This window comes from Burkholderia cepacia GG4 (assembly GCF_000292915.1).
GTDB classification, from domain to species: Bacteria; Pseudomonadota; Gammaproteobacteria; order Burkholderiales; family Burkholderiaceae; genus Burkholderia; species Burkholderia cepacia_D.
Window position 1 is genome coordinate 1489179 of the sequence record NC_018514.1, and the last position, 26861, is coordinate 1516039.

A 26861-nucleotide genomic window follows, 5' to 3' on the forward strand; every position below is an offset into this window, starting at 1 on the left:
GCCGCAGCGTGGCGGCAGCCCGTCACGCTTGCCCGGCAAGCATCGACGCCTTGCGGGCGACCATCTGGATATATATGATATGCATATCATATATCGGAGGTTGCAATGAGCCGTATCCTGATTGATCTGTCGAACGGCCAGCTCGACGAACTGGCCGCCATCGTCGAGACTGAGCAACGCCCTCGCGCTGCGATCATTCGCGATGCGATCGACGCGTATATCGCGCAGCACAAGCGATCGCATGCCGATAACGTATTCGGTCTGTGGAAAGATCGCGTGGTCGACGGGCTCACCTATCAGGAGGCGCTGCGTTCAGAATGGTAAAAGCACTTATCACCCCCCCCAGCGCGGCCGGCTATCCAGGCCGCGCGACCCCGGCCGACGCTTGCCCGTCGCAGCACCGGCCGCCGCATGCCGACACCGTATTCGGTCTCTGGAAAGTTCGTGCGCTCAACGGGCTCGCCTATCAGGAGGCGCTGCGCGCGGAATGGTAAACGCACTCTTCGACACCAACATCCTGATCGACTATCTCGGTGGCGTGGAGGCCGCGCGCGCGGAGCTTGCCCGCTACGACTACCGGGCGATCAGCATGGTGACCTGGATGGAAGTCCTGGTCGGCGCGACGCCCGGCGACGATGCGGCGATCCGCACGTGGCTTGCGTCGTTCGATATCATCCCGGTCGACAGCACGGTGGCCAATCGCGCTGTAACGATTCGCAAGGAACGCCGCATTCGCCTGCCCGACGCGATCATATGGGCGTCGGCGCAAGTGAACGGCCTGCTGCTCGTGTCGCGCAACACGAAGGATTTCCCCCTCACCGAACCGGGCGTCCGGGCGCCCTATCAGATCTAGCGCGAGCGCTGCCCGTCCTGCGTGCCGGACATCCGCGCGTCCCGCCGTCGCCACGCGTCACGCGGTCCGCCCCCACCCTCGCTCGAGCGCGTACGTGACCGTCGCGCGCGCCAGTTCCTGCGTGCTGTCGATCAACGCGAACGGCGCGTCGCGCAACGCGCGCGCGGCGATCGGGATTTCCGTGCAGCCCATCACGGCAACGCCGACGTCCCGTCGCACCAGCGTCGCGAGCGCACGCGACAGGCACCGCACCGACGCATCGATCCTGCCTGCCTTGACGGCCGCGATGCACGCCGCGATATCGCGCTGCGCGGCCGCGCCCGGCATCACCGGCTCGAAGCCGCGCGCGCGCAGCGCCGCCTGATAGAACCCCGACACCAGCGTGCCGCCGGTCGCGAGCACCGCGACGCGCCGCACGCCGGCCGGCAACGCGGCCACCGACGCATCGACGATATGCAGGATCGGCGCCGCGCTGCGCTCGCGCATCGGCTCATACCAGTGATGCGCCGAATTGCACGGGATCGCGATCACGTCGACGCCGCACCGATTCAGCAGCCCGACGCCGTCGAGCAGCGCCGGCAGCGGGTCGGCCCCGCCGTCGACGATCGCACGCGAACGATCAGGCGTTTGCGTCAGATTCGCGACGATCATCGGCAGATGCTCCTGATCGCAGCGCGCCCGCGTCAAGCGGATCACGCGATGCATGAAGTCGACCGTGGCCAGCGGCCCCATTCCACCCAACACGCCGACGAGCGCCATGATGCCCCCTTCACGCGCGCGACGGCCGCGCGCAGATTGCGGACACCACGGCCGAGTTGCCGATCACCAGCAACAGCGTGCGCAATATCTCGCAGAATGGATCGACCGCCGCGAACAGCACGAACGCGGCCTCGAACGGCAGATGCAGCGCCGCGCACGCCATCCCGGCGAGCGACACGGTCACGACCCCCGACGTGCCGGTCGACGCGAACCCGGCCAGCACCGACGCCACCAGCACGACGCAAAGCTCGCCCGGGCCGAGCGGACGCTCGTAGAGCTGCGCGACGAACAGCGTCGCGCTCGCGTAATAGACCATCGGCCCGACGCGCAGCAGCGACACGGCAAGCGGCACGACCAGCTCGACGCGCGCGCGGGCGAAGCCGAACCCGTCGGCCAGGCACTCGATCATGCTCGGCATGCAGGCCACGCTGCTGCGGGTGGCGAGCGCCATCGCGAATGGTGTGCGCAACCCGGCGAGCGTCGCGGACAGCGTGGCGCCCGAGCGCTTCCAGATCACGACGATCGCCGCCGCGATCAGCACGAGCGCGACGACGCAGAACGCCGCGACGAAGCGGAACATCGCCTCGAGCGGCCCGAACCCCGACGTGCCGATCTGCGCGGCGCCGCCGCAGAACAGCACGATCGGCGTCGGATACGCGAGCCAGTGCATGATCTTCTGGCACGTGAAATAGACAGTCTCCAGCGTCTGGCTCAGCGCCGCCGAGATGCTCGCGGGCACGCGCCCCGACGCAAACCCGAAGAACAGCGAGAACACCAGCGCCTTCAGCGTGTCGCCGCTCGCGAGCGCCGCGAAGAAATTGCCGGGCACCAGCGCGATCAGCATATCGGCGAGGCCCGAGGACTTCTCGGCGGGATCGGTGCCGTACAGCGTCATCACCGTATCGCTCGCCGCGCCGTCGCTGCCAACCAGCGCGCCGAACGCCTTCAGCGTCGCGGTCGACAGGTGCTCGCCCGGCCGCATCGCGACCAGCACGACCGCGCCGACCACCACCACGAACACCGACACGCAGCCGAACGTCGCGATCACGCGCATCACCAGATCCGACGCGTTGCCGTCGCGCAGCAGCCGCTGCAGGCTGAAAATCACGGCGGCCGTCATGAACGGCAGCGCCGTCATCTTCAGCAGGCCGACGTACACCTGGCCGACGTAGTCGAATTTCGGCGCGGCGGCCGGCCACAGAATGCCGGCCACGATCCCGAGCGCGAGGCTGCCGAATACCGTCAGCGGATGGATCGCCAGCGCATGCAGCCGCTCGATGCGCGGGGTGATCCTGATGTTCTCGTTCATGTTCATGTTAGCGACCCATCGCATCGAGCAGGGATTTCACGTCGAGCCGCTTGTTGCGCTCGGCCAGGAACTGGTTGACGAACGCGAGCAGCGTCGGCGCGGACACCGGCACGCCGACGGCAAGCGCATCGGTCAGGTCGTCGAAGGTCGCGACGCGCAGCCGGATCGGCGCGGTCGGGTCGTCCTGCATCACGAGCTTGATCGCGAGTTCGTCGCGATACACGGCCGATACCGCGCCGGCGTTCAGCGCGTCGAGCGTCGCCGGCCAGCTCGGATAGGTGCGCACCTGCGCGGCCGGGAAGTCGTTGCGCACGTATTCCGCGTAGGCCGAGCCCGCGACGACACCGATCGTGCCGCGGTAGTCGCGCACGACTTCGGGCAGCGACCGCCCTTTCGCGAGTTCCGCGAAGCCGACGCGGTTGATCAGCAGCGCGCGCCGCAGGCTGATGTACGGCGTGCTGAAGCGGACCACCTGCGCTCGCGGCAACGTGCGTGACAGCTTGCTGATCGCGACGTCGGCCTGCCCCGTTGCGAGCAGATGCACGACGTCGTCGAAGGTGCGCGCATCGCGGTCGAACTGCACCGACACGCCAAGCTTTTTCGCGAGCTGGTCGGCGAGATCGATGTCGACGCCGGCCAGTGCGCCGTGGCGCGACATGAAGAACGGCGGCTGATCGACGCCGAGCACCGCGACGACGAGCACGCCGCGCGTGACGATGCGCGCGAACTCGGGCGCGAGCAGCCGGCCGTCGGGCATCCGTACGAGCCCGGTCGACGTGGTGGTCGGCGTCGCCGCCGCGGCCGCTGCAGATGCATCGAGGGCCAGCGCCCGCGCGGCGCACGACACGGCGATGAGTACGCAGACCGTGCCGCGCAAGTACCGACCCAGGCATCGGCGCTCGGGACGGATGTCGCGGAACCACGCAAGCAGCGCGCGCGCGGCGCGTCCGGAAAAGAGGTTCATGGCGCAGTGGGAAGGAGCGTGTCGAACGACCGCGCAACCGTTCGTGCCGAACGGGCGCCGGGCCCTTGCGCGGGGCGCAGCGCCGTCGCCCGGCGCCACGCCCTCCCGCACGCCCAATGTGTCAGAAGCGCCGGCCGGCCGGAATCCGCCGGAAGGCCCGGACCGGATGGCACGGGCCGTCCGGACGGCCCGCCGGAACGGGGGCCGGAAGCAGATAGAAATTCCCGATGCCGCGGATTGAAACAAGCAATTTCACAAACTCAGGGTGAACCCGGATACTGGCAACACTTCATCAACACCAACGCAAAGGAACTCGCAAGATGCCGATCATCAACACCCAAATCAAACCGTTCAAGGCAACCGCATACCACAACGGCGATTTCGTGCCCGTGTCCGAAGAGAACTTCAAGGGCAAGTGGTCCGTCGTCGTGTTCTACCCGGCCGACTTCACGTTCGTCTGCCCGACCGAGCTGGGCGACCTCGCCGACCGCTACGCGGAATTCCAGAAGCTGGGTGTCGAAATCTACGGCGTGTCGACCGACACGCACTTCACGCACAAGGCATGGCACGACACGTCGGACACGATCGGCAAGATCAAGTACCCGATGATCGGCGACCCGACGCTCACGCTGTCGCGCAACTTCGACGTGCTGATCGAGGAAGAAGGGATGGCGCTGCGCGGCACGTTCGTGATCAACCCGGAAGGCGAGATCAAGCTGTGTGAAATCCACGACAACGGCATCGGCCGCGACGCAGGCGAACTGCTGCGCAAGGTGCAGGCTGCGCAATACATCGCGGCACACCCGGGTGAAGTGTGCCCGGCCAAGTGGACGCCGGGTGCGGAAACGCTGACCCCGTCGCTCGACCTGATCGGCAAGATCTGACGATCGCCCCGCGCGCCTCGCACGAGGCGCGCAAGATGTACGCTACGGGCCGCCTCGCGCGGTCCGCGCCCTCCTCCGGCACGACGTGCCCGACCAGCCTCATCAATACGGAATCCGAAACGCCATGCTCGACGCCAATCTCAAGAACCAACTGAAAGCGTACCTCGAAAAGATCACGCGCCCGATCGAACTCGTCGCCTCGCTCGACGACAGCGCGAAGTCGCAGGAACTGCTTGCGCTGCTGAACGAGATTGCGTCGCTGACGTCGCGCGTGACCGTGACCGAACGCCGCGACGACGCCGAGCGCAAGCCGTCGTTCTCGATCGGCGAGCCCGGCAAGCCGGCCGGCATCCGTTTCGCCGGCATCCCGATGGGCCATGAATTCACGTCGCTCGTGCTTGCGCTGCTGCAGACGGGCGGCCACCCGATCAAGCTCGACGACGACGTGATCGAACAGATCCGCGCGCTCGACGGCGATTACGCGTTCGAGACGTATTTCTCGCTGTCGTGCCAGAACTGCCCGGAAGTCGTGCAGGCGCTGAACGTGATGTCGCTGATCAACCCGCGCATCCGCCACGTCGCGATCGACGGCGCGCTGTTCCAGAACGAAGTCGAGGCCCGCCAGATCATGGCCGTGCCGACCATGTTCCTGAACGGCGAATCGTTCGGCCAGGGCCGCAGCAGCGTGAAGGAAATCCTCGCGAAGCTCGACACGGGCGCCAGCGCCCGCGCCGCGAAGTCGCTCGAGAACAAGCCGGTGTTCGACACGCTGATCGTCGGCGGCGGCCCGGCCGGTGCGGCAGCCGCGATCTACTCGGCGCGCAAGGGCATCGCGACGGGCGTGGTCGCCGAGCGTTTCGGCGGCCAGGTGCTCGACACGATGGCGATCGAGAACTTCGTGTCGGTGCGGGAAACCGAAGGGCCGAAGTTCGCCGTCGCGCTCGAGCAGCACGTGAAGCAATACGACGTCGACATCATGGACGTGCAGCGCGCCGATGCGCTGATTCCGGGTGACGTGCACCAGATCCGCCTCGCGAACGGCGCGGTGCTGAAGGCGAAGACGATCATTCTCGCGACCGGCGCACGCTGGCGCGAAATCAACGTGCCGGGCGAGCGCGAATACCGCAACCGCGGTGTCGCGTACTGCCCGCACTGCGACGGCCCGCTGTTCAAGGGCAAGCGCGTCGCGGTGGTCGGCGGCGGCAACTCGGGCGTCGAGGCCGCGATCGACCTGGCCGGTATCGTGAAGGAAGTCACGCTGATCGAATACGGTGCGCAACTGCGCGCGGACGAAGTGCTGCAGCGCAAGCTGCGCAGCCTGCCGAACGTGACGATCGTCACGCAGGCGCAGACGACCGAGCTGACCGGCGACGGCAGCAAGCTGAACGGGCTCGTCTACAAGGATCTGCGTTCGGGCGAAGCGAAGCGCATCGACCTCGAAGGCGTGTTCGTGCAGATCGGCCTCGTGCCGAACACCGAATGGCTGAAGGGCACGGTCGAACTGTCGAAGCACGGCGAGATCGTCGTCGATGCGCGCGGTGCGACGTCGGTGCCGGGCGTGTTCGCGGCCGGCGACGTGACGACGGTGCCGTTCAAGCAGATCGTGATCGCGGTCGGCGAAGGGGCGAAGGCGTCGCTCGGCGCGTTCGACCACCTGATCCGGCAGGACGTGACGCCGGCCGCTGCCGCGGCCGATGCGCGGCAGGCTGAAGAAGCGGTCGCCGCGTAACGCGCACCGCATCACACCGGTTCGTCTCTCTTGGCCCCGCGTGCCCTGGTCGGCGTGCGGGGTCCTTTTTCATCCGGCGTCGAGCGGCGCTGCGCGAGCGTGCCGGATACCGATGCTCACTGGGTCGCGGTGGGGCCGGCGTTCACCGGTGCGGGCGTCTTGAAGCTGCTCGACTGCCTGACCAGCTGGTCGGTCATCGCGGCGCCGACCGCGTTCGCACCAGCCGACGTGTGCTGTCGATCCGCACCCGGCGTCGCCACGTATTGGGGCGGCGGCAACGACGGATCGAGTTTCGCGGATTCGCGCACGAGTTGAGCCGTCTCGGGTGTTTCGGATTTCGTGACCGGCGTCGCCGCCGCATGCCGCTCGAGGCCGTCGCGCTTGCGCGCTGCGCGCTGGGTCGGCTGAGCCGCCTGCTGGCTCGGCCGGGCCGCCTGCGCAGGCTGGACCGGTGGAGCCGCTTGCACCGGCGGAGTCGATTGCACCGGTTGCGCCGGTTGTGCAGCCTGCGCCTTCGAGGGGGGCGCATCCTCCGGCTCGACCGTCACGACATGGACGGTCGGCGGCGGGCTCGGCTTCGCCGGCAGCGCCTGCCCGGCGATGACCGGCGCGACGGCGTCGGATGCCGGCGCCGCGCGCGTGCGCGCAGGCGTCGCGGCAGGTGGCGGCACGGCCGCTTGTTGCGGCACCGCATCGTCTACATGCGCGGAAAGCGCGACGGCTGGCGCAGGCGGCGCAATAGCGCCTTGCGCGGTGTGACCGTCGTCCGCCGGGGCCGCGGGAGCAGTCGTGGGAGTCGTGGGAGTCGTGGCAGTCGCCACGACGGGCGCAGCGGAATCGCCGATGCCGGCTTCCGCGATCGCACGGTGGTCCGCGCGCAGCAGCATCACATAGCCGCTAGCGGCCGCGGCAGCCAGCAATCCGCCGACGATCATCAATGTCTTTCGGGTACTTGTCATGCTTGCTCACCGATCTGATCAAAGTGAACAAGCCATCATACGCGTGCGTTTGCGCTTGATCCCGCATGAATACAATTGGTTGCATTGATAGCGGCGACGGGTCGTCGGGGCCGCATCACGCAGCGCCACGCTATCGTCAGACAGTTAAAAACCGCCCGCCTCCGCCCATCAGATGCAGAAGATCGCAGCCGCGATCCCGCCGAACAGCGCCCACTTGACGATGTAGTACACGGTGCGATTCCACGCCTTCAGCCGCTTGCCGGCACGGCGTATCGCATACAGGTACTTGAATGCGCGGTTGAGCCCGACAGTGCGGTCCCCGTTTCATTCGGCGACGCGGCCGCGCGCATCGGCAGTTGTCCGAACGTATCGTTGACGTGCTGCGCCCAGCGATATTTCATCGGGCGGTCGATATCGCAGAACAGGATCACGCGATCGTGCCCGATGCGATTCTCGGCCCAGCGCAGACAGGTTTCGTCGAACATCACGGCCTCGCCGTCGCGCCAGGCATACGACTCGCCGTCGTCGACGATGCGGCACGCGGCGTCGTTCGGCGTGTCGAGCCCGAGGTGACAGCGCGGCGAGCCCGCATACGGGTCGCGATGCAGCCCGAGCCTGCCGCCCGGCGGCAGCTGTGCGAACATCGCGGCCTCGATCGACGGAATCCGCGTCAGGATCTCGACCGGGCACGGACACGAGGCCGGCGCGGACGGATGCGGCGCGGCATACCGCTCGACCTGCGTCGAAACGCCGAACAGCCCGTGCGGACGGGCTTCGAGGGCAAACGGAACGCGCGCGCGGCACCGGCCGACGCGCGCGTGTGCGGCGATTATTCCGGAAACGGCAAATCGGTTTGCCCGTCTGCGCGCATCCCGAACGTGTTGAGCGTCATCGCGACGAGCGCGTAATAGCCGAGCAGCGCGACGAGGTTCACGACGGTCTCGTGGCCGAAACGCGCCTGCGCGCGCGCAAACGTCGCGTCGCTCACGCGCCGCGTGTCGTACAGCTCGGTCGCGAACGCATGGATCAGCGCATCGTCGTCCGCTTCGAACGACGGCTCGACGCCGCGCCGGATCGCTTCGGCCGTCGCGGCCGGCACGCCCGCGTCGAGCGCGATCGGATGGTGGATGTGCCACTCGGCCTGCGATCGCCAGCGCGCGGCGGTCACGAGAATCGCGAGTTCCGACAGGCGCAGCGGCAAGCCCGTGCGATAACGGCAGAACGCGCCGAGCTGCTGTGCATGCTGAGCGAGTTCGGGGCTCGCGATCCAGCCGAGGAACGGCCCGTTCAGGTTGCCGCGCGGGCCGCTGAGGATGTCGGCCAGCACGGCTTTCTGCGCGTCGGTGGCCGACGCGGGATCGAAGGGAGGCAGTCGGTCTGTCATGGTGAGGGTTCGGTGAAGTCGTTGCTCACGCGCCGGCCGATGCGAGCGCCGCAGCGATCGCGCCGGACAGGCGTTCGACGATCGTGTCGATCTGCTGCGCGGTGCAGACGAACGGCGGCGCGACCAGGATGTGATCGCCGTGCACGCCGTCGATCGTGCCGCCCATCGGATACACCATCAGGCCGCGCTGCATCGCCTCGCGCTTGACCGCCGCATGCAGCTTCAGCTTGGGATCGAAGGTCGCCTTGCTGTCGCGATCGCGCACGAGTTCGACGCCGACGAACAACCCGCGGCCGCGCACGTCGCCGACATGCGGATGCGCGGCGTAATGCTCGCGCAACGACGCCCGCAGTTGCTCGCCGCGTGCCTTCACGTTGTCGAGCAGTTGCTCTTCGGCGATCACGCGCTGCACTTCGAGTGCGGCCGCGCAGGCGGTTGCGTGGCCGAGATACGTGTGGCCGTGCTGGAAGAAGCCCGAGCCGTCGACGATGGTCCGGTAGATACGGTCGCTCACCAGCGTCGCGCCGATCGGCTGGTAACCCGCGCCGAGCCCTTTCGCGATCGTCAGCAGGTCGGGTGCGACGCCGTCTTCTTCGCATGCGAACAGATAACCCGTACGCCCCATCCCCGACATGATTTCGTCGAGGATCAGCAGCACGCCGTACTTGTCGCATACCGCGCGAATCTTCTTCAGGTAGGTACGCACCGGCGGCACCGCACCGGCTGTTGCGCCGACCACCGTTTCCGCGACGAACGCCGCGACGTTTTCCGCGCCGAGTTCGACGATCTTCTGCTCGAGCTCGTCCGCGAGGCGCTGCGCATAGACTTCGTCGGTTTCTCCGGCCTGCTGGTCGCGATACGCGTAGCACGGGCTCACGTGATGCGCTTCGATCAGCAGCGGCAGGAACGGCTCACGCCGCCAGGCGTTGCCGCCGATCGCCAGCGCCCCGAGCGTATTGCCGTGGTAGCTTTGGCGGCGCGCGATGAAATGGCGGCGCTGAAGCTCGCCCTTCTCGACGAAATACTGGCGCGCGAGCTTCAGCGCGGCCTCGATCGCCTCGGAGCCGCCCGACACGAAATACACGTGTTCGAGCCCGGTCGGCGCGGCCTCGACGAGCCGGTCGGCCAGTTCCTCGGCCACGTCGGTCGTGAAGAACGAGGTATGCGCGTACGGCAATTGCTGCGCCTGCCGCTTGATCGCGTCGATCACGCGCTGGTTGCTGTGCCCGAGGCACGACACGGCCGCGCCGCCGCACGCGTCGATATAGCGTTTGCCGGTCGAATCGATGATCTCGATGCCGTCGCCTGCGACGGCGACGGGCAAGGTGGCGCGCGGAGCGCGATGAAAAACGGTCGTCATGCGTTGCCTCATGGATCAGGACGCGCTGGGCGCGTGCGCGGACGGCACGATGCGCGTCGCAAAGCGCTGCGTGCCGTGTTGATGAATGGTGAAGTCGATCGCGGCGTCGCGAATCGCGAACACGGCGGTCGCCAGCGTGTTTTCGTCGTCGGGGTCGGCCGGATCGTCGCGATAGATCGGCAACCCTTCCGGCGCGCGATCGCCGAGTACGCGCAGCAGCGCGGCTTCGTCGATCGCGTCGATGCCCGGCGTCAGTGCATCGACGCGCCGCTGGCGATCGCCGGACGATTGCGTGACGATCTGCGCTTCCGCATCGCACCCGGAATGCACGAGATGGTTTGCGTGGCCCGTGAGGTGCGACACTTCGACGACCGAGCAACGCGCGACACTCGCCTCGATGCTCAGCAGGCGCGCGTCACCGGTCGCGCCGAGCGTGTGGTGAAAGCCGCTCGCGCGCGCATGCGTGCGCAGCACGCCGGCGGCTGCATCGAGCGACGTCGTATCGAGCACCGCGCGCGCGAGGATCATCCGCGGCACGCCGGCCGCGGGCGTGCGGATCCGCAGGTTGTTGATCGCCTGCGCGATGCCCGCGCGGTTCGCGGCGAACGTATGCCCCGGCAGCGAGCCCGGGTAATAGAAGCTGATGAAGCCGGGCTTGCCGTGCGGCTGCACGTCGACGAGCAGGCAGCGCTCGCGCAGGTACGGATCGCCGTCCTCGTTGTGCGCGATCCAGCGCGTACCGTGAGCGTCGCGCGCGGCGAGCGTCGTGCAGCCGTCCGGCGCGTTGTGGATCAGTTCGCCGCGACAGTTCCACAGGAAGATGTCCTCGGCCGGCCAGCCGACACCCGCTGCGATCCCGTCCAGTTCCGCGACGAGCTCGGGGTACGCGGCCAGCGCGGCCTGCCGCAGCGCGGCGACGAACGGATGGCCGCGCCAGCGGCGCACGGCCTGCCATGCGCTGCTCTGCTGCATGTACGTATCGAACACGGGGCGGGCAAGCTCGCCGAGGCGCACGCCGATGTCGAACGGCGTGCCGGCGATGACGGGGGAAAGGGAAAGCGGCATGTCGGATGGTTCGGTTTCGTTCAGGACACGTGTTTGAGGAATTCCTTCAGGCGCGGTGTCGGCGGCCGGTCGATCAGGTCGACCGGATGGCCGTCCTCGGCGATGCCGCCCTGATCCATGAACAGCAGCCGCGTGCCGACCCGTTTCGCGAAGCCGATCTCGTGCGTGACGACGATCATCGTCATCCCTTCGGTCGCGAGATCCTGCATCACTTTCAGCACTTCGTGGCGCAATTCCGGATCGAGCGCCGAGGTCGGCTCGTCGAACAGCATCAGCCGCGGCCGGATCGCCAGCGCACGCGCGATCGCGACGCGCTGCTGCTGGCCGCCGGACAACTCCGACGGATAATGATTCGCGCGCGATTCGAGGCCGACCTTGTCGAGCAGCGCCATCGCCTGGTCGCGCGCATCGGCACGCGACGCACCGCGCACCTGGATCGGCCCGAACATCACGTTCTCGAGCGCGGTCATTTGCGGAAACAGGTTGAACTGCTGGAACACCATGCCTGCCTCGAGCCGGATGTTGCGGATCGTCGACGCGTTGCCGCGCACGCTCTGGCCGTCGACCAGCAGCTCGCCGCCGGTGATTTTCTCGAGCGCGTTGATACAGCGCAACATCGTCGATTTGCCCGAGCCCGACGGGCCGATCACGACCACGACTTCGCCCGCGTCGATCTTCAGGTCGATATGCTTCAGCACCGGCACGTGGCCGAAGCTCTTCGACACGTTCTGGAATTCGATCATGCTCATAGGATCCTCATCCTCTTTTCGACGAGCCGAAGCGTCAGCGTCATCGCGCCGGTCAGCATCAGGTAGATGACGGCCACCGCAGTCCAGATTTCAACTGCCTGGAAATTGCCCGCGATGATTTCCTGCCCCTTGCGCGTCAACTCGCCGACGCCGATCACGATGAACAGCGACGTGTCCTTGAGGCTCACGATGCACTGGTTGCCGAGCGGCGGAATCAGCCGCCGGAACGCAAGCGGCCCGACCACCTTCAGCAGCACGCGCGGCATCGACAGGCCCATCGCGAGCCCCGCTTCCGTCAGCCCCTTCGGGATCGACAGCAGCGCGCCGCGCACCACTTCCGCGAGATACGCGCCCGAATTCACCGTGATCGCGATGATCGCGGCCGTCAGACCGTCGATGCGGATATGCGCGAGCAGCGGCAGCGCGAAGTACAGGAACATCACCTGCACGACGATCGGCGTGCCGCGGATCAGTTCAATATAAACCTGTGCGAGCACGTTCATCGCCTTCGGTCCGTATGCGCGGAACATGCCCGCGATCATCCCGACGATGAACCCGCCCACCAGCCCGAAAAATGCGATGAACACCGTCAACCGGACCCCTTCCATCAGGTCCGGCAACGCCGCCCAGATCGCCGACCAATCGAAATTCACGTGTCGCTCCCCGTTCGATTCAAGAACGGCGCAGCCGCCCGGCCGCGCCATGATGTGCCGTCACGCTCACATCTTCGGCGGCTCGGCGCCGAACCACTTCTTGTAAATCTGCGCGTAGCGGCCGTCGGCCTTGATCTTCACGAGCGACGCGTTGACCTTCGGTACGAGCGGGCTGCCCTTCGGGAAGCCGATCCCGTACTTGTCGCCGCTGACCGGCTGGCCCGCGACCTTGACCTTGCCCTTGCCTTCGTTGTTCACGAAGAACAGCACGTTCGGCGTGTCGTGCATCGCCGCATCGACACGGCCGGCCTCGAGCGCGAGGTACGCCTGGTCGATGTTCGGGAACTGGCGGATCTCCTTCGGCTTCAGGTGCGCCTTGATCCAGTCGATCGTCGCGGTGCCCGTCTTCGCGGCGATCACCTTGCCGTTCAGGTCGTCGATCGACTTGATCGACGTATTGTCGACCTGCACCATCGCCGCGAGCCCGCTGTCGTAGTACGGCGCGGAGAAGTCGATCGCCTTCTTCCGTTCTTCCTTGATGGTCATCCCCGACAGCGCGACGTCGATGTTCTGCGTCTGCAGCGCCGGGATCAGGCCCGCGAAATCCATCGGCTGGATCGTGTATTTCCAGCCCTGGTCCTTCGCGATCTCCGCCCACAGGTCGAGATCGAAGCCGACGTACTTGTCGCCCTGCTTGAACTCGAACGGCATGAACGACGTATCGGTCCCGACGACGAGCGTCTTGGTATCCGCGTGCGCGATGCTGGCGCCGAGCGCGGCGATTACCGCGACGGCTTTCAGGAAGGAACGGCGACTCATGGTATTTCTCCGCATGATTGAGCGATGTAACCGGCCGGCTGGCCGGGGAACGACGACATCAAGCCGCACCGCAACATGCGATGTTGAATTAGACATTAGTGCAACAAGTGTTGTCAACACGGATACTACGACAACAAAAAAAGACGCAAGGGAAAAATTCATCGAGACAAACCCGAGCCGCGCGGGCGGGATAGATCAGAGGAAAAGGAAACGCCGACGGATGGGGGAACGGCGACGGGGACGTTCGGGCGGGATCGCGCGGGGCGGACGCGAAAGCGTGAAGTCGGGGATGGCACGCGCGACGATGAGCGCGGCGTGCGCCGCCGCACGAACGGACGTGCGGACGTGCGGACGTGCCGACGTGCCGACGCTCGGCGATTCGGCGATTCGGCGATTCGGCGATTCGGCGATTCGGCGATTCAGCGATTCAGCGATTCAGCGATTCAGTGCGACAGTGCGACAGTGCGACAGTGCGAGCGTACACGCCGAAGCCGCGACGTTCCGGATGCCGGCACCGCCGGCGCGGCTCAACGGACGGGGTGTGCGTCGAGCGGCCACGCCGGCCGGCGCGGCCCCGAAGCGGGATCGGTCACGCCGCCACCCCGCTCGCCTGATGCGAGACCAGCCGCGCATACGCGCCCTGCCGCGCGATCAGCGCCGCATGCGTTCCCGCCTCGATGATCCTGCCGTGCTCGATCACGAGGATCGTGTCCGCATTGCGGACGGTCGACAGCCGGTGCGCGATGATGACCGACGTCCGCTGCGCCATCAGGTCCTCCAGCGCCGCGCGGATCTGCTGCTCGCTGATCGTGTCGAGATGCGACGTCGCTTCATCGAGGATCAGCACCGGCGCATCCCTCAGGAACGCCCGCGCGATCGCGACCCGCTGGCGCTGCCCGCCCGACAGCTGCACGCCGCGCTCGCCGACGCGCGTCGCCAGCCCGTCCGGCAACCGCGCGACGAATTCGCCCAGCGCCGCGTGGTCGATCGCGCGCTGCACGTCCTGATCCGACGCATCGTTCGCGGCCAGCCGGATGTTCGCTTCGAGCGTGTCGTTGAACAGATAGGTATCCTGCGCGACGAGCGCGATGTGCTGGCGCAAATCGTCGAGCCGCAGGTCGCGCAGGTCGACCCCGCCGAGCGTCACACGCCCGTGCTGTGGATCCCAGAAGCGCAGCAGCAGGCTCGCGACGGTCGACTTGCCGGCGCCCGACGCGCCCACCAGCGCGACCGTACTGCCGGGCGGCACCTCGAAGCTCACGCGATCGATCGCGGGCACGGCGCGGCCGGGGTACGTGAAATCCGCTTCCTCGAACCGCACGGTCGCGTTGCCGGACAGCGCCTGCGTGCCGTCGACGACCGTCACCGGCTCCTTCTCGAGCGCGCGCAAGCGCCGCGTCGATGCGATCGTGTCGGCCAGTTGCCGCGCGACCTGGCCGATCTCCGCCACGGGCATGAACGCGGCCACCGCGACCAGCACCAGCAGCGGCAACGCTTCGTGCGCGAACCAGCCGCGTGCGCACAACAGCGCGCCGAGCGCCGCGACGGCCAGCCCGCCGAGCCCGCTCGCGACTTCGAGCGCGGCGCTCTGCGCCGACAGATCGTCGAGCAACTTCGCGCGCTGCTGCCCGTACACGTCGGCTTGCGCGACGAACGCAGCACGCCGCCGCGCGATCGCCTGGAACGCGGTCAGCTCCGCGAGCCCCTGGATCGTTTCGGTCAGGTGCGCGCCGAGCTGGCCGAGCGCGTCGCGCGCGCCGGTGCCGAGCCGGTCGACGTCGCGCCGCGCCAGCACGGGCGCGAGCCCGGCCCACAGCAGGAACGGCAGCAGCACCAGCGCGAGCGGCCACGCGACGGACGCAAGCAGCACCAGCACGCCGGCCGGCACCAGCACCGCGACGAATGCGGGTGCCAGCGTATGCGCGTAGAAATACTCGACGGTCTCGACGTCCTGCGTCGCGAGCGCGACCAGGTCGCCGGAACGACGGCGCAGCAATCCGGCCGGCGCCAGCCGCTCGAGCGTTGCAAACAGCGCGATGCGCATCTCCGCGAGCAGCCGGTACGCCATGTCGTGCGCGAGCCATGATTCGAGCCAGTGCAGCACTGCCGCGACCGGCGCGACGACGAGCAGCGCCGCGACGAGCGCCCCGTTCGCGTGCCCGCGCGACACGCCGCCGACCACCAGTGCACCGATCACGCCGACGGCGATGAACGCGAGCACGCGGCCGATTCCGAACAGCACGGTCAGCACGACCTTGCCCTTCCAGGGGCGGACGAACCGCAGCAGCGTGCGCAAGGTTTCGGGCCATTCGATCGTCTCCGCATCGTCGTTCAGCGGCCGGACCTGCGGCCCCGACGCGGCACGTGCGCCCGTGCCGCCGACGGTCGCGGCCGCGCCGACGGCTTCGGCGGCCGCCTCCACCTGCGGCCCCATCAACCGGCGATACGGGCCATCACGCGCGATCAGTTCCGCGTGCGTGCCCTCGTCGACCACCCGCCCCTGGTCGAGCACCATGATGCGATCGGCGCCGATCACGCTGGACAGCCGGTGCGCGAGCACGAGCGTCGTGCGCCCGCGCGTGAGCCGGTCGAGCGCCTGCTGAATCAGCGCTTCGTTCTCCGCATCGACGGAGGACAGCGCTTCGTCGAGCAGCAGGATCGGCGCGTCGCGCAACAGCGCGCGGGCGATCGCGATCCGCTGGCGCTGGCCGCCCGACAGCATGAGCCCGCGTTCGCCGATGCGCGTCGCGTAGCCGTCGGGCAGCGCCAAGATGAAATCGTGCGCGTTGGCCGCACGCGCGGCCGCGATCATGTCCGCGTCGCTCGCGCCGGGGCGGCCGAGCCGCAGGTTGTCGGCGACGCTGCCGTCGAACAGCGTCGCGTCCTGTGCGACCACCGCGATCATCTCGCGCACCTGGTCGGCATCGAGCGTGCGCACGTCGTGGCCGCCAATGCGGATCGTGCCGCCCTGCGCATCGTGCTGGCGCAGCAGCAGGCGCACGATGGTCGACTTGCCCGCGCCGCTCGGGCCGACGATCGCGACCGTCTCGCCTTCACGCACCGTGAAGCCCAGCGCCGCATGCGCGTCCGCGCGGCGCCCCGGATACGCGAAGCTGACGCCGTCGAACACGATCTCCGGCCGCACGTGCGGCACACGCGATGCCGCGGCGGCCGGCGCGGCGCTGCCCGCGTCGAGCAGCGCGTGAATCGCGTTCGCCGCCGACTGGCCGATCATCCCCTGGTGCAGCACGCCGCGCAGGTCGCGCAGCGGCCGGAAGATTTCACTGCCGGCCATCAGCACGATCAGCAGCGCCTCGAGGCTCATGTCGCCGTGGCGCACGCGCCACGCGCCGACCGCGATCGCCGCGGCCGCGCCGAGGCCCGTGCCGAGATCGGTGAAGAGACGCGTCAAGAGCCCCAGCGCGAGCACCCAGAACGTGCTGTCCGACAGCGCGCGCGCCTGCGCCGCCAGCTTCGCGCCGAACGCGCCGCTCTGCCCGAACGCCTTCAGCGTCGGCAGGCCCTGCACGGCGTCGAGAAACGCCTCGCCGAACGCCTTGAACGCGGCCGAGCGCGCGAGCGCCGCGCGCCGGTCGGCGCGATGCACGAGTTGCGGCAGCGCGAGCGTGACGAGCGCCGCGACCAGCAGGATCGCGGCCGTCGGCACGTCCCACCATGCAAGCACCGCAAAGATCATCAGCGGCGCGCACGCGGCGATCACGAGCTGCGGCAGGTAGACGCCGAAGAAGGTCTGCAGTTGCTCGACGCCGTCGACGACGGCCAGCATCACGCCGCCCGTGCGCTCGCCGCTGAACCACGCGGGGCCGAGCGCCGCGATCCGGTCGAACAGCCGCGCGCGCAGCGCGGACTGCACGCGCCCGGCCGTGTGCTGCGCGAGCACCGTGCGGCGATGGTCGAGCCACGCGCGCAGCAGCACGCAGGCCGCCGTTGCAGCGACGGTTGCGCCGATATCGAGCACCGGCGCACCGGCAAACACGAGCGCCAGCACGCGGCCGAGAAACACGAACCGGAGGATGCCGACACCCATCGCGAGCAGCCCGAGCGCGACCGCGGCCGCGACCCGCCAGCGCAATCCCGCCATCATCGCCCATAGTCGTCGGTCGAAATACATGAAGCCCTCCGGTCGGTTTTTTCGTTGCGGTTTTATTGACCGGACCAAGGCTACGCGCGCACCCGATGCGCGGCAAAAGATGATTTTTCAACGGGTGTTGAGTCAACTACAATACCCCGCATGTCGCACCTTCCTCCCCTCAGCGCGTTGCGTGCTTTCGAGGCGGCTGTCCGCCTCGGCGGGTTCGCGCGCGCGGCGGCCGAGCTGAACGTATCGACGAGCGCGATCAGTCACCAGATCCGCTCGCTCGAGGAATCGCTGGGGGCACGGCTGCTGGAACGCAGCACGGGGCTCGGCGGCATCAGTCTCACGCAGGCGGGCGCTCGCCTGCTGCCGGCCGTCAGCGATGCGCTGTCGAAACTGACCGACGCGTGCGCCGAAATTCGCGGCACCACCACGCAACGGCTGACGGTATCCGCCAACGCGCCGTTTTCGTCGATGTGGCTCGCGCGCCGCCTCGCGGAATTCTCGTCGCTTCATCCCGAAACGCCGCTGCATGCGGTCGTGGTCGACGACGAACCGGATTTCGCGCGCAGCGGCGTCGATCTCGCGATCGTGCACGTGCCCGCGCACCGGCTGCGCGCCGCCGACGACGTGTTGATGCGGGAGACCGTGTTTCCGGTCTGCAGCCCCGAGCTGTTCCCGTACGCGTCGGGGTATGTGTGCCGCTCGCGGCTGCTGCAGGAGATGCACGAGGACAGCCCCGAGATCGACTGGCGCAACTGGGCATCGGAATTCGGCCTGCCGGGCGACTTCGAGACGAAAATCGTCCGCTACAGCAGTTTCAGCCAGGTGATCGGCGCGGCGGTCGGCGGTGCGGGCATCGCACTCGGGCGGGTGCCGCTGATCGAGCCCGAACTGCGCAGCGGCCGTCTGGTGCCGCTGGTGCCGGGCCTCGCGCGCAATGCGTCATGGCGCTTCGTGCTGCGCCGCAATCCGTCGGCGCGGCACCGGCTGCTCGATCCGTTGCTCGCGTTCCTGCGCCGCGAAGCCGACGCGCCGCCGGCCACGCTCGCCAAGATCGTTGCGCCCGCATCCAACGACAGTCACGCGCGCGGCGCGGGAGGCGCGTAGCGAGCCGGCACATGAAGCCGGCGCCAGCCTCGCCCCTTCACGCCGTCGTCACGGCGTCGCGAAAAACAGCGCGACGACGCACGCCATCCCGCCGAACCACACGAGCGAGCGCAGCGACGCCCAATTCAGCAGGTACATCACCATATAGACGACGCGGATCGCGACGAACCCCATCGCGAGCTGGTCGACGTGGTGCGCATTCGCGCCGTTGTGCCATGCGACGACCAGCGCGGCTGTAAACAGCGCGAGCGCTTCCCACGCGTTCTGGTGCGCGGCCTGCGCCCGCGCGCGCCAGCCTTCGAGCTTCGCGAGGTACTCGCGCGGCGCGTGGTTGTCGTAGCCCTTGCGGGCCTTGGCCAGGAACGTCAGCGGGAACGGCAACAGCGCCGCGATGAACAGGCACAGCTGGGACGTCGTCATCAAAGTCTCCTCCTTTATGATTACATTGATCAATGACAGGGTCGCGCAGAGCTTAGCATTGTGCCGTGCTGTTCGCGCACCGGTTTTCTAGACGGGAGACTCGGCAATGCAGACTGCCGAAGGCCCTTGCGGCATGGATTCAGCACCAAAAAATCCACCAAATCGTCGACAAATACGTTAATTAAAACTGGTCGAACACCAATAAGATAGCGCTCAACACTGGCTCGGCGGGTTGCCGCGCCAGCCTGCTGACCCGCGTCGCGCCGCCGCGCGCGCCGAACGACTTTCGACCCGAGCCGCCCCATGCCCCGTCCCATCGTCGCCCATATCCGCCCCGACGCGGTCCGCCACAACCTCGACTTCATCCGCCGCACCGCCGCGCAATCGCGCGTGTGGGCCGTGATCAAGGCCAACGCATACGGCCACGGGGTCGAGCGGATCTATCCCGGCCTCGCGGCCGCCGACGGCATCGCGCTGCTCGATCTGGACGAAGCCGTGCGCGTGCGCGAGCTCGGCTGGGACAAGCCGGTGCTGTTGCTCGAAGGGATCTTCGAGCCGGCCGACGTCGAACTGGCCGATCGCCACCGGCTGACGGTGGCCGTGCATTGCGATCAGCAACTCGACCTGCTGATCGCCGCGAAGCCGCAGCAGCCGATCGACATCCAGCTCAAGATGAACTCCGGGATGAACCGGCTCGGCTACCGGCCCGACGCGTTCCGCGCCGCGTGGGAACGCGCGGCGGCCGCGCCGTCGATCGGCAAGATCACGCTGATGATGCATTTCGCGAACGCCGACGAAGGCGAAGTCGACTGGCAGCTCGAGCAGTTCGATGCAACCACGGCCGGGATTCCGGGCGAGCGCTCGGCATCGAATTCGGCGGCCGTGCTGTGGCATCCGCGGGCGCACCGCGACTGGGTGCGGCCGGGCACGATCCTGTACGGCGCATCGCCGACCGGTGCGGCACGGCACATCGCCGACACGCCGCTGATGGCCGCGATGACGCTCACCAGCAAGATCATCGGCGTGCAGACGCTCGCGCCGGAAGAAACCGTCGGCTACGGCCGCCGCTTCACGGTCGACCGGCCGATGCGGATCGGCGTCGTCGCGTGCGGCTACGCGGACGGCTATCCGCGTCACGCGCCGACCGGCACGCCGATCGCGGTGGACGGCGTGATGACGCGCGTCGTCGGCCGCGTATCGATGGACATGCTGACCGTCGACCTGACGCCGTGCCCGAACGCGGGCATCGGCTCGAGCGTCGAGCTGTGGGGCGATCAGGTGAAGGTCGACGACGTCGCGGAAGCCAGCGGCACGATCGGCTACGAGCTGATGTGCGCGCTCGCACGCCGCGTGCCGGTCGTGATCGAGCCGCCCGGCGCGTCGACGCTGCAGCCGGCACTGCGCACGGGCAGCTACGGGCGATAACGCGGGGCTTGGGTGCGGCGGCGCGCTTGCGTGTCGCTATCCACCTGCGGGCCGTGTCGAGCGGCCCGTTTGCTTGTGCGGCATGCGCGGCGCATGCGGGACGCATGCCCCGCTGGCGACCACGCGCTCCGCCCCGCCGCTGCGCCAGGCGCTACGAACGCCAGGTCGGCTCGCGCTTCTCCAGGAACGCATCGATCCCTTCGCCGGCGTCCTCTTCCATCATGTTGCGCGCCATCACGTCGCCGGCATACGCGTACGCGTCGTCGAGCGGCAGTTCGCGCTGCCGGTAGAACATCTGCTTGCCGTAGCGCACCGCCGCCGGGCTCTTCGCGACGATCTCCGCGACCTTGCGCGCGACGGCCGCGTCGAGCGCATCTTCGGGCACGGCCTCGTTGACGAGCCCCCACGCGGCGGCCGTCGCCGCATCGACGAACCGCCCGGTGACGAGCATGTCGAATGCGCGCTTCGCCGACACGTTGCGGCTCAAAGCGACGGCCGGCGTCGAACAGAACAGCCCGACGTTGATCCCGGATACCGCGAAGCGCGCGGTATCGGCCGCGACGGCGAGATCGCACGCGGCGACGAGCTGGCAGCCGGCCGCCGTCGCGATGCCGTGCACGCGCGCGATCACCGGCACCGGCAACGCGCGCATCGCGAGCATCACGCGGCTGCACTGCGCGAACAGCGTGCGGTAGTAGTCGAGCTCGGGCTTGCCGCGCATCTGCCGCAGGTCGTGGCCCGCGCAGAACGCCTTGCCTTGCGCGGCGAGCACGACGCATCGCACGTGCGGATCGGCGGCCAGCGAATCGAACGCGTCCTGCAGGCTCGCCAGCATCGCCTCGGACAGCGCGTTGAACTGCTGCGGCCGGTTCAGCCGCAGCGTGACGACGCCGTCGCGTACGTCGCGCAGCAGGATGGGTTCCGCTGAAGCGGGATTCGAGTCCATGACGTCCCCAATTCGAAAGTGATCGCGATGCGATAACACATCAATATAGTCCAACGGGGAGGTCGCTGGATGTCGGGCGCGCGCCGACCCGGCCGCGCGGTCAGCCCGCGAGCTTCTTCAGCGCATCGAGCACCGCGTCGCCCTTGAACGGCTTCACGATCCAGCCCTTCACGCCGGCGGCCTTGCCGCGTTCCTTCATCGCCGGGCTGCTTTCGGTCGTCAGCATCACGACGTTGACCGACGCGTTCGCCAGTTCGCCGCGGATCTTCTCGACCATCGTCAGGCCGTCCATGTTCGGCATGTTCACGTCGCTGATCACGAGGCGCACGCCGGGCGTCATCTTGAGCTTCGCGAGCCCGTCCTTGCCGTCCACCGCCGTCGCGACGTCGAGCCCGTGATTGCGCAGGAAACCCGCGACTTCATCGCGCACCGTGCCCGAATCGTCGACCACCAGAATCTTTGCCATGCCGTATTCCCCTTTCGTTGTTGCTGAATTCAAAACAGTTCGAGTTCGCCCGATTCGACCATCGGCCCCACGTCCGGCACCGATTCGCGGAAATCCTCCGGCGACCAGCTCAGGCTGAACACGAAACGCTGGTCGAGACGCACCGACCGCCCCGATGCGGGGTCGGTCATCCGGTACTTGAAACAGAGCTGCGGACAGTCGCCGCCGAACGAAATGAACTTCTGCTTGTGATTGACGACGAGCGGCACCTGCACCGGATGGCGCGCCAGTGCCTCGGCGTCGCCGAGATAGCGGTTCTTGAACGCGCCCCACACGAGATTGGTCAGCTCGCCGAGCACGCTGTTCACGTCGCGGAAATCGGGCGCGCGGCCGTCGTCGCGCGTGCCGCCGATCATGTCGAGCAGCGGCTGCTCGCTCGTCTGCAGCAGCATGTAGCCGCGGCACCAGGCGCTTTCCAGCGCAATCAGGCTGAACACCTCGCCGAAGATGATCTGGTCGCGGACGATGCACGGCGTGTCGCGCTCGATCGCCAGGCCCGGGAACAGGCTGTCGAGCCGCGCCTCGGTAATCTCCGCGATGCCGCGCACGAGCGCGTTCGGGTAGTCGCGGCCGAACAGGTATTCGTCGATCGCGCGCTTGAGCGGCGTCAGGTCGTCGGCGACGTAGGCCGCGCATGCGACCCGTGCGAGCGCATCGGGCAGCCCGTCGCGCGACGCATCCGACGCGCGGCGCAGGATGATCGGCAGCTCGGGCCGCAGCGCATCGATCTGCGTCGCGATGATCGCGCTCTCGGCAGGCGAGCCGCCGTAGTCCTCGGCGAGCAGGATCGCACCGAGATCGATGTTCGAGCGCAGCACCTTCAGCAGCCGGTTGCGCCGCACGGTCAGGCCGACCAGGTTGTGCTCGTCGCAGAAGCGCTTGATCGTCGCGGCATGCGCACGGCTGTCGTCGAGCACCAGCACCTTGCTGACGGGTTGGTCTTCGGTCATCTCGCGGAGTCCTCTGAATCGGTCAAAACAGTTCGAGCTCGCCGCCCGTGTCCACGGTGGCCGCTTCCGGCACGTGGAAATCGATCGGCGCATTCGCGCACACGCACAGCGTCGCGCCGATCCGCACATCGCCGTCGAGCGTCACGTCGTACGCGGCCACGTGGTCAGGATTCAGCGCCGGCAGGTAGTCGACGCTCGCGCCGCTCAGCAGGTACGGCGTCGACATCCCGAGATCGGGGAACGGCGCGGTCAGCGCCTGGTTGATCGCGCCGCAGCACAGGTTCGCGATTTCCATGAACGCTTCGGGCAGCGGCCGCTGCATGCTGCCGCCCTGCGCCGCCGCACCGAAATGGCGGCGGGTCGCATCGTCGTCGCGAAAGCGCAGCGCGAGCAGCAGCCGGAAGTGCAGCGCCGAGATCGTCAGCACCGCGACGTGCTCGGGCACCTTCGGCGTCGCGCGCGACTTCGTGCGTGACGGATCGTGCGACGCGTCGTGCGCAGCGCCGGCGGCCGGCCGGATCTCGCACGCGCCGCCGGACGCGAGCCGCGTGCGCGCCGCATCGAAGAAGATCCGCTCGAAGCCGGCCCGGGCCTGCGCGCTGATCACGCCGCTGCTCCTTCGAGCCGTGCATGCAGCTGCCCGGCCAGCGTCTCGACCGTCGCGAGCGCGGCCGTGATCATCTTGCCGCCGGCCTGGATGTCCTGGAACGTCGCCGCCGTCACGAGATCGTTGCGGTTCAGGCTGTCGCGATAGCTGTTCGACAGCTGCTGCGAGCGCGCGGCAAGCCCACGCACCTCGCTCGCGACGATCGAGAAGCCGCGCCCTGCCGTGCCCGCGCGTGCGGCCTCGATCGACGCGTTCAGCGACACGATCGAGACGTGCGCGACGATCGCCGACAGCTCCTGGTTCTTCATGCGCATGTCCTGGTTCTGCGTGGTCAGCGAGATCATCTGCTCGTGCCAGCGTTCGAACGTGCCGGCCAGCCCACGTAGCCGCGCGGCTTCGTCGGCCAGCTTCGTCGCGTGCTGCGCCAGCGCGGCGCGCTCGGCCGCGAGCGCCTGCAGCGCATCACGCTGCTCGCCGGTACCGGTCGCCTCGCGCGCCAGCGCGTCCTCGAGCGCCGCTTCCCGCCGCGCCCATGCGTCGGCCGCCTCGGAATGCGCCGACAGCGCTTCATCGGCCCGCGTGTCGGCCACGCCGAGCGCGTCGCGTAACGCATCCGCTTCGCGCGTCAGCGCGGCAACTAGCCGGGCTCGCGCGATGCGACACACGATCGCGGCGATTGCCGCGACCACCACGCCGCCTGCCAGCGCGGCGCCAATCGGGATCATCCACGCTTGCACGTTCACTCCACTACGTCGACGTTCGCGCTGCCGGCGCGTGCCTGCGGCTCGGCGTCGTGCGTCGCACCGTCCGCCGCGAAGCGCTCCGGCAGCGACACGATCGTCTCGAACGCGCGATACGACGCGCCGACGCGATCGTCGGTGAAGCGCAGCGCGATGTCGCCGCCGTCGCGCTTCAGGAAATTGCGCACCGCGTCCATCCCGACGCCGCGGCCCGACACTTCGGTCACCGCGCGCGCGGTCGAGAAGCCCGGACGGAAGATCAGTTCGGCCACCGCTTCATCAGTCAGCGCCGCTTCGTTGCCGGCGTCGATCCAGCCGCGCTCGCGCGCGATCCCGCGAATCCGGTCGAGCGCGAGGCCACGGCCGTCGTCGCCGAGCACGAACCACAGCTCGCCGCCACCCACACCGACCGCGATGTCGATCGTGCCGGACGCCGCCTTGCCGGCCGCGCGCCGCTCTTCGGACGACTCGATCCCGTGGTCGATCGAATTGCGCAGCAGGTGCATGAACACGTTCTTCAGCGTCGCGCCGATCTCGCTGCGCACGCGATGGCCGTTGCTGTCGATATGCACGACGGGCGCCGGCTTGCCGAGTTCGGCCGCGAGCGACGGCAGCGACTCGATCACGCCGCCCAGCGCATCGCCGATGCCCTGCGTGCCAAACTGGCTCAGCAGGCGGCGGACCGAATCGCGCGCCGCGTGCCAGTCGCCCGCATTCGCCGGGTCGGCGCCGTCGAGCACGCGCAGGCTCTCGCTGATATGCGCGCGCTCGACCATCAGGTAGTCGGCGCCGCCATGCTGCGCCGCGTCGCCGCTGCGGCCGAGCGTGACCGCGTTGATCGTCGCGTAGTGGTCGACCGCCTCGCGCACGCGCGACAGGTCGTCCATCAGCGCATCGCGGTTCCACTCGGGGCCGCCGTCCACGTGGCGCAGCGATTCGTACGCCTGCTCCGCTTCATGGACGATGTTGGTCAGGTGCTGCAAGCTGTACGTGCGTGCGTTGCCCTTGATCGTGTGCATGTTGCGGAACAGCGCCGCGACGATCGAGTGATCCGCGCGGTCGTGCTGGCGGATCATCCGCTCGTTCTCGCTGAGGAAGCCCTTCGCGCTGTGCACGAAGTCGTGGAACTTGTCCTGGCTGATCGACAGGATCTCGCCGATCATCTCGAGGCGGCGCTGCTGCTCGCCGGCCTGCGCGGTCAGCTCGCGAATCTCGGTCACGTCCCGCACGCACAGCATCAGCCGAACCACCGTGTCGGTCTCGTCGGTGATCGCCGACCAGCTCAGGTCGAGCCATTTCTCGCGGCCGTCCGGCATCCGCTTCGCGACTTCGTTGACGAGCAGGTGCTCGTTGAACGCGAAGTTCATGCTGTCCTCGCCGAGGCATGCATGCACGGCCGCGTCGACCTGCGAGCGCGCGTCGGCACCGATGCTCGAATCGTCGAACACGAGCGCCATCAGGTCGCGGCCGGCGATGTCGCTGGTTTCGAAGATGGTCTCGAGGTAAGCCGAATACTCCGCATGCACGACGCCGCCTTCGACGACGGTCAGGATCCCCTGCTGCATGTTCTGCAGCATCGCCTGGATGTCGGCCGTCTTCTGCTTCAGTTGCGCGGCATTCTCCTGGATCTTCTCGATCATCCCGTTGAACGCGACGATCGAATGGCCGATCTCGTCCATCCGGCCCACCGGCACGCGGCGCGTGAAGTCCTGGCTCGTCGCGATCTCGCTCATCATCGTCTGCATCCGGCTCAGCGGGCGCGTGATCTGGCGGTACAGCACGAAGCCGAGCGCGGTCAGCAGTACGACGACCGTGCCTGCGACGCCCGCGATCGCGGTCGCCGTCGTCGCGAGCATGCCGTTCAGCGCGCGGATCGCGTCGTCCTTCTGGCGGTTCTTCTCGACGCGCAGCGTGTCGACGATGCTTTCGAGTTCGTCGCGATACTGCGCGACGTTCGCGAACAGGTACGCCTGCGCCATCTCGGGCTTGCCGTCGGTCTTCATCTTCACGGTGTCGTCGATCGCCGCGAAGTAGTTCGCGGCGCTGTCCTTCGCCTGCGCGACGAGGCCTTCCTGTGCGCGGCCGACCGCCGATTTCTGCTGTGCGTCGAGCGCCGCGCGCAATGCGCCCTGCTTCGCCTTCAGCTCGTCGCGCGCCTGCGCGGCGGTGTTCGCGTCGGGCGCGTACACCAGCGTCATCGTCGCGATCTGGATGTTCTTCACGTCGGCGACGAGATCCGCCGATGCGAGCGCGCTCGGCACGATTCCCTGGGTAACCTGACGCACCTCGGACGCGCTCTTGCGCGTCTGGTACACGGCGTACACGCCGATCGCGGATAGCGCGAAAAACGTCAGGACGACTAGCAGCGTAATGCGATGACGGATGGTCATGAGTACAGCTCCCCGCAGCGATCCGGCTTCGATCGCCCTTTGATCTATTGAAAGAATGTGAGCGCCGAATTATCGGGGATGGTGTATGACTGTCCGATGACCAACAATCAATCGGTCATTGAGAAAATCGCAATGATCAATTACCGCGAGAAAACCCTAAAGTTTTTCGCTGGCGGGCCGTTAAC

General features: G+C 68.0%; 25 protein-coding genes and 1 pseudogene. 7 read left to right on the plus strand and 19 right to left on the minus strand.

Features of this window, described 5'->3' with window-relative positions:
• Positions 1–105 precede the first annotated feature (105 nt).
• The 3 genes from GEM_RS22385 to GEM_RS22390 are packed head-to-tail and all read left to right on the plus strand — an operon-like array spanning position 106 to position 853.
• Positions 106–324: a ribbon-helix-helix protein, CopG family gene (locus GEM_RS22385; protein WP_014899679.1), complete on the plus strand. Its 219-nt coding sequence runs from the start codon at positions 106–108 to the stop codon at positions 322–324.
• Complete coding sequence (locus GEM_RS31950; protein ID WP_014899680.1) at positions 318–494, plus strand: hypothetical protein; 177 nt, start codon at positions 318–320, stop codon at positions 492–494. Before GEM_RS22385 ends, GEM_RS31950 begins: the two co-directional genes overlap by 7 nt.
• Entirely contained in the window at positions 488–853 is a 366-nt protein-coding gene (locus GEM_RS22390; protein WP_014899681.1) for a type II toxin-antitoxin system VapC family toxin, read from the plus strand. The genes GEM_RS31950 and GEM_RS22390 overlap by 7 nt, the downstream gene beginning before the upstream one ends.
• A gap of 57 nt (positions 854–910) precedes the next feature.
• Here GEM_RS22390 and GEM_RS22395 read toward each other — a convergent pair whose 3' ends face one another.
• The 3 genes from GEM_RS22395 to GEM_RS22405 are packed head-to-tail and all read right to left on the minus strand — an operon-like array spanning position 911 to position 3885.
• A complete protein-coding gene (locus GEM_RS22395; RefSeq protein ID WP_014899682.1) occupies positions 911–1612 on the minus strand; it encodes an aspartate/glutamate racemase family protein in 702 nt (233 codons plus the stop codon).
• 10 nt (positions 1613–1622) lie between these two features.
• Positions 1623–2927: a dicarboxylate/amino acid:cation symporter gene (locus tag GEM_RS22400; RefSeq protein WP_014899683.1), complete on the minus strand. Its 1305-nt coding sequence runs from the start codon at positions 2925–2927 to the stop codon at positions 1623–1625.
• A gap of 1 nt (position 2928) precedes the next feature.
• Positions 2929–3885, minus strand: a complete 957-nt coding sequence (locus GEM_RS22405) for an ABC transporter substrate-binding protein (RefSeq protein WP_014899684.1) — start codon at positions 3883–3885, stop codon at positions 2929–2931.
• A 320-nt stretch (positions 3886–4205) separates the two neighbouring features.
• Between GEM_RS22405 and ahpC the strand changes: the two genes are divergently transcribed.
• Positions 4206–4769, plus strand: coding sequence for an alkyl hydroperoxide reductase subunit C (gene ahpC / locus GEM_RS22410; protein WP_006488685.1), 564 nt, complete (start codon positions 4206–4208; stop codon positions 4767–4769).
• 124 nt (positions 4770–4893) lie between these two features.
• Entirely contained in the window at positions 4894–6498 is a 1605-nt protein-coding gene (ahpF, locus tag GEM_RS22415; RefSeq protein WP_014899685.1) for an alkyl hydroperoxide reductase subunit F, read from the plus strand.
• A gap of 116 nt (positions 6499–6614) precedes the next feature.
• On the opposite strand, the gene GEM_RS22420 is transcribed toward ahpF, so the two are convergent.
• From GEM_RS22420 to GEM_RS22460, 9 genes and pseudogenes are all read right to left on the minus strand, one after another.
• Complete coding sequence (locus GEM_RS22420) at positions 6615–7457, minus strand: hypothetical protein (protein WP_014899686.1); 843 nt, start codon at positions 7455–7457, stop codon at positions 6615–6617.
• Positions 7458–7625: 168 nt separating this feature from the next.
• A pseudogene (locus tag GEM_RS22425) lies at positions 7626–8185 on the minus strand (aspartyl/asparaginyl beta-hydroxylase domain-containing protein); the annotation flags it as partial.
• 101 nt (positions 8186–8286) lie between these two features.
• The gene (locus GEM_RS22430; RefSeq protein ID WP_014899688.1) at positions 8287–8841 is read right to left on the minus strand and encodes a carboxymuconolactone decarboxylase family protein; all 555 of its coding nucleotides are present in this window, start codon (positions 8839–8841) and stop codon (positions 8287–8289) included.
• A 25-nt stretch (positions 8842–8866) separates the two neighbouring features.
• The gene (locus GEM_RS22435; protein ID WP_014899689.1) at positions 8867–10201 is read right to left on the minus strand and encodes an aspartate aminotransferase family protein; all 1335 of its coding nucleotides are present in this window, start codon (positions 10199–10201) and stop codon (positions 8867–8869) included.
• A 15-nt stretch (positions 10202–10216) separates the two neighbouring features.
• On the minus strand, positions 10217–11266 hold the full coding sequence (locus GEM_RS22440) for a C45 family autoproteolytic acyltransferase/hydolase (protein WP_014899690.1): 1050 nt from the start codon (positions 11264–11266) through the stop codon (positions 10217–10219).
• Between the two features lie 20 nt (positions 11267–11286).
• Positions 11287–12015: a glutamine ABC transporter ATP-binding protein GlnQ gene (gene glnQ / locus GEM_RS22445; RefSeq protein ID WP_014899691.1), complete on the minus strand. Its 729-nt coding sequence runs from the start codon at positions 12013–12015 to the stop codon at positions 11287–11289.
• Positions 12012–12719, minus strand: coding sequence for a glutamine ABC transporter permease GlnP (glnP, locus tag GEM_RS22450; RefSeq protein WP_187293278.1), 708 nt, complete (start codon positions 12717–12719; stop codon positions 12012–12014). Before glnP ends, glnQ begins: the two co-directional genes overlap by 4 nt.
• A 15-nt stretch (positions 12720–12734) precedes the next feature.
• The gene (gene glnH / locus GEM_RS22455) at positions 12735–13487 is read right to left on the minus strand and encodes a glutamine ABC transporter substrate-binding protein GlnH (protein ID WP_014899693.1); all 753 of its coding nucleotides are present in this window, start codon (positions 13485–13487) and stop codon (positions 12735–12737) included.
• Between the two features lie 589 nt (positions 13488–14076).
• Complete coding sequence (locus GEM_RS22460) at positions 14077–17619, minus strand: ATP-binding cassette domain-containing protein (protein ID WP_014899694.1); 3543 nt, start codon at positions 17617–17619, stop codon at positions 14077–14079.
• A gap of 120 nt (positions 17620–17739) precedes the next feature.
• On the opposite strand from GEM_RS22460, the gene GEM_RS22465 reads away from it, so the two are divergent.
• Positions 17740–18693 (plus strand): LysR family transcriptional regulator, encoded by a 954-nt coding sequence (locus GEM_RS22465; RefSeq protein ID WP_014899695.1) that lies wholly within the window; start codon positions 17740–17742, stop codon positions 18691–18693.
• A gap of 48 nt (positions 18694–18741) precedes the next feature.
• Here the strand turns inward: GEM_RS22465 and GEM_RS22470 are convergent, their stop codons facing one another.
• Positions 18742–19113, minus strand: coding sequence for an MAPEG family protein (locus GEM_RS22470; protein WP_014899696.1), 372 nt, complete (start codon positions 19111–19113; stop codon positions 18742–18744).
• A 303-nt stretch (positions 19114–19416) separates the two neighbouring features.
• On the opposite strand from GEM_RS22470, the gene alr reads away from it, so the two are divergent.
• The gene (alr, locus tag GEM_RS22475) at positions 19417–20538 is read left to right on the plus strand and encodes an alanine racemase (protein ID WP_014899697.1); all 1122 of its coding nucleotides are present in this window, start codon (positions 19417–19419) and stop codon (positions 20536–20538) included.
• 151 nt (positions 20539–20689) lie between these two features.
• Here alr and GEM_RS22480 read toward each other — a convergent pair whose 3' ends face one another.
• The 6 genes from GEM_RS22480 to GEM_RS22505 form a co-directional block, all read right to left on the minus strand.
• The gene (locus tag GEM_RS22480) at positions 20690–21484 is read right to left on the minus strand and encodes an enoyl-CoA hydratase (RefSeq protein WP_014899698.1); all 795 of its coding nucleotides are present in this window, start codon (positions 21482–21484) and stop codon (positions 20690–20692) included.
• Between the two features lie 100 nt (positions 21485–21584).
• Positions 21585–21950: a response regulator gene (locus tag GEM_RS22485; RefSeq protein ID WP_014899699.1), complete on the minus strand. Its 366-nt coding sequence runs from the start codon at positions 21948–21950 to the stop codon at positions 21585–21587.
• A gap of 29 nt (positions 21951–21979) precedes the next feature.
• Positions 21980–22939 carry a chemotaxis protein CheX gene (locus tag GEM_RS22490; RefSeq protein ID WP_014899700.1) on the minus strand — a complete coding sequence of 320 codons (960 nt, stop codon included), beginning with the start codon at positions 22937–22939 and terminating at the stop codon, positions 21980–21982.
• Positions 22940–22961: 22 nt separating this feature from the next.
• Positions 22962–23546, minus strand: coding sequence for a hypothetical protein (locus tag GEM_RS22495; protein ID WP_014899701.1), 585 nt, complete (start codon positions 23544–23546; stop codon positions 22962–22964).
• Positions 23543–24283, minus strand: a complete 741-nt coding sequence (locus GEM_RS22500; RefSeq protein ID WP_014899702.1) for a methyl-accepting chemotaxis protein — start codon at positions 24281–24283, stop codon at positions 23543–23545. The genes GEM_RS22495 and GEM_RS22500 overlap by 4 nt, the downstream gene beginning before the upstream one ends.
• A 2-nt stretch (positions 24284–24285) precedes the next feature.
• Positions 24286–26676, minus strand: coding sequence for an MCP four helix bundle domain-containing protein (locus GEM_RS22505; RefSeq protein ID WP_014899703.1), 2391 nt, complete (start codon positions 26674–26676; stop codon positions 24286–24288).
• Positions 26677–26861: the final 185 nt, after the last annotated feature.

What these genes read in the sequence shown, in the direction of transcription:
- glnP (WP_187293278.1), bottom strand. Translation starts at nt 12,719, where the DNA reads ATGGCGCGGCCGGGCGGCTGCGCCGTTCTTGAATCGAACGGGGAGCGA.
- GEM_RS22395 (WP_014899682.1), bottom strand. Translation starts at nt 1,612, where the DNA reads ATGGCGCTCGTCGGCGTGTTGGGTGGAATGGGGCCGCTGGCCACGGTC.
- GEM_RS22470 (WP_014899696.1), bottom strand. Translation starts at nt 19,113, where the DNA reads ATGACGACGTCCCAGCTGTGCCTGTTCATCGCGGCGCTGTTGCCGTTC.
- glnH (WP_014899693.1), bottom strand. Translation starts at nt 13,487, where the DNA reads ATGAGTCGCCGTTCCTTCCTGAAAGCCGTCGCGGTAATCGCCGCGCTC.
- GEM_RS22405 (WP_014899684.1), bottom strand. Translation starts at nt 3,885, where the DNA reads ATGAACCTCTTTTCCGGACGCGCCGCGCGCGCGCTGCTTGCGTGGTTC.
- GEM_RS22420 (WP_014899686.1), bottom strand. Translation starts at nt 7,457, where the DNA reads ATGACAAGTACCCGAAAGACATTGATGATCGTCGGCGGATTGCTGGCT.
- GEM_RS31950 (WP_014899680.1), top strand. Translation starts at nt 318, where the DNA reads ATGGTAAAAGCACTTATCACCCCCCCCAGCGCGGCCGGCTATCCAGGC.
- GEM_RS22440 (WP_014899690.1), bottom strand. Translation starts at nt 11,266, where the DNA reads ATGCCGCTTTCCCTTTCCCCCGTCATCGCCGGCACGCCGTTCGACATC.
- GEM_RS22385 (WP_014899679.1), top strand. Translation starts at nt 106, where the DNA reads ATGAGCCGTATCCTGATTGATCTGTCGAACGGCCAGCTCGACGAACTG.
- GEM_RS22485 (WP_014899699.1), bottom strand. Translation starts at nt 21,950, where the DNA reads ATGGCAAAGATTCTGGTGGTCGACGATTCGGGCACGGTGCGCGATGAA.
- GEM_RS22490 (WP_014899700.1), bottom strand. Translation starts at nt 22,939, where the DNA reads ATGACCGAAGACCAACCCGTCAGCAAGGTGCTGGTGCTCGACGACAGC.
- GEM_RS22390 (WP_014899681.1), top strand. Translation starts at nt 488, where the DNA reads ATGGTAAACGCACTCTTCGACACCAACATCCTGATCGACTATCTCGGT.
- GEM_RS22400 (WP_014899683.1), bottom strand. Translation starts at nt 2,927, where the DNA reads ATGAACATGAACGAGAACATCAGGATCACCCCGCGCATCGAGCGGCTG.
- GEM_RS22430 (WP_014899688.1), bottom strand. Translation starts at nt 8,841, where the DNA reads ATGACAGACCGACTGCCTCCCTTCGATCCCGCGTCGGCCACCGACGCG.
- GEM_RS22460 (WP_014899694.1), bottom strand. Translation starts at nt 17,619, where the DNA reads ATGTATTTCGACCGACGACTATGGGCGATGATGGCGGGATTGCGCTGG.
- glnQ (WP_014899691.1), bottom strand. Translation starts at nt 12,015, where the DNA reads ATGAGCATGATCGAATTCCAGAACGTGTCGAAGAGCTTCGGCCACGTG.
- GEM_RS22465 (WP_014899695.1), top strand. Translation starts at nt 17,740, where the DNA reads ATGTCGCACCTTCCTCCCCTCAGCGCGTTGCGTGCTTTCGAGGCGGCT.
- ahpC (WP_006488685.1), top strand. Translation starts at nt 4,206, where the DNA reads ATGCCGATCATCAACACCCAAATCAAACCGTTCAAGGCAACCGCATAC.
- GEM_RS22480 (WP_014899698.1), bottom strand. Translation starts at nt 21,484, where the DNA reads ATGGACTCGAATCCCGCTTCAGCGGAACCCATCCTGCTGCGCGACGTA.
- GEM_RS22505 (WP_014899703.1), bottom strand. Translation starts at nt 26,676, where the DNA reads ATGACCATCCGTCATCGCATTACGCTGCTAGTCGTCCTGACGTTTTTC.
- alr (WP_014899697.1), top strand. Translation starts at nt 19,417, where the DNA reads ATGCCCCGTCCCATCGTCGCCCATATCCGCCCCGACGCGGTCCGCCAC.
- GEM_RS22435 (WP_014899689.1), bottom strand. Translation starts at nt 10,201, where the DNA reads ATGACGACCGTTTTTCATCGCGCTCCGCGCGCCACCTTGCCCGTCGCC.
- ahpF (WP_014899685.1), top strand. Translation starts at nt 4,894, where the DNA reads ATGCTCGACGCCAATCTCAAGAACCAACTGAAAGCGTACCTCGAAAAG.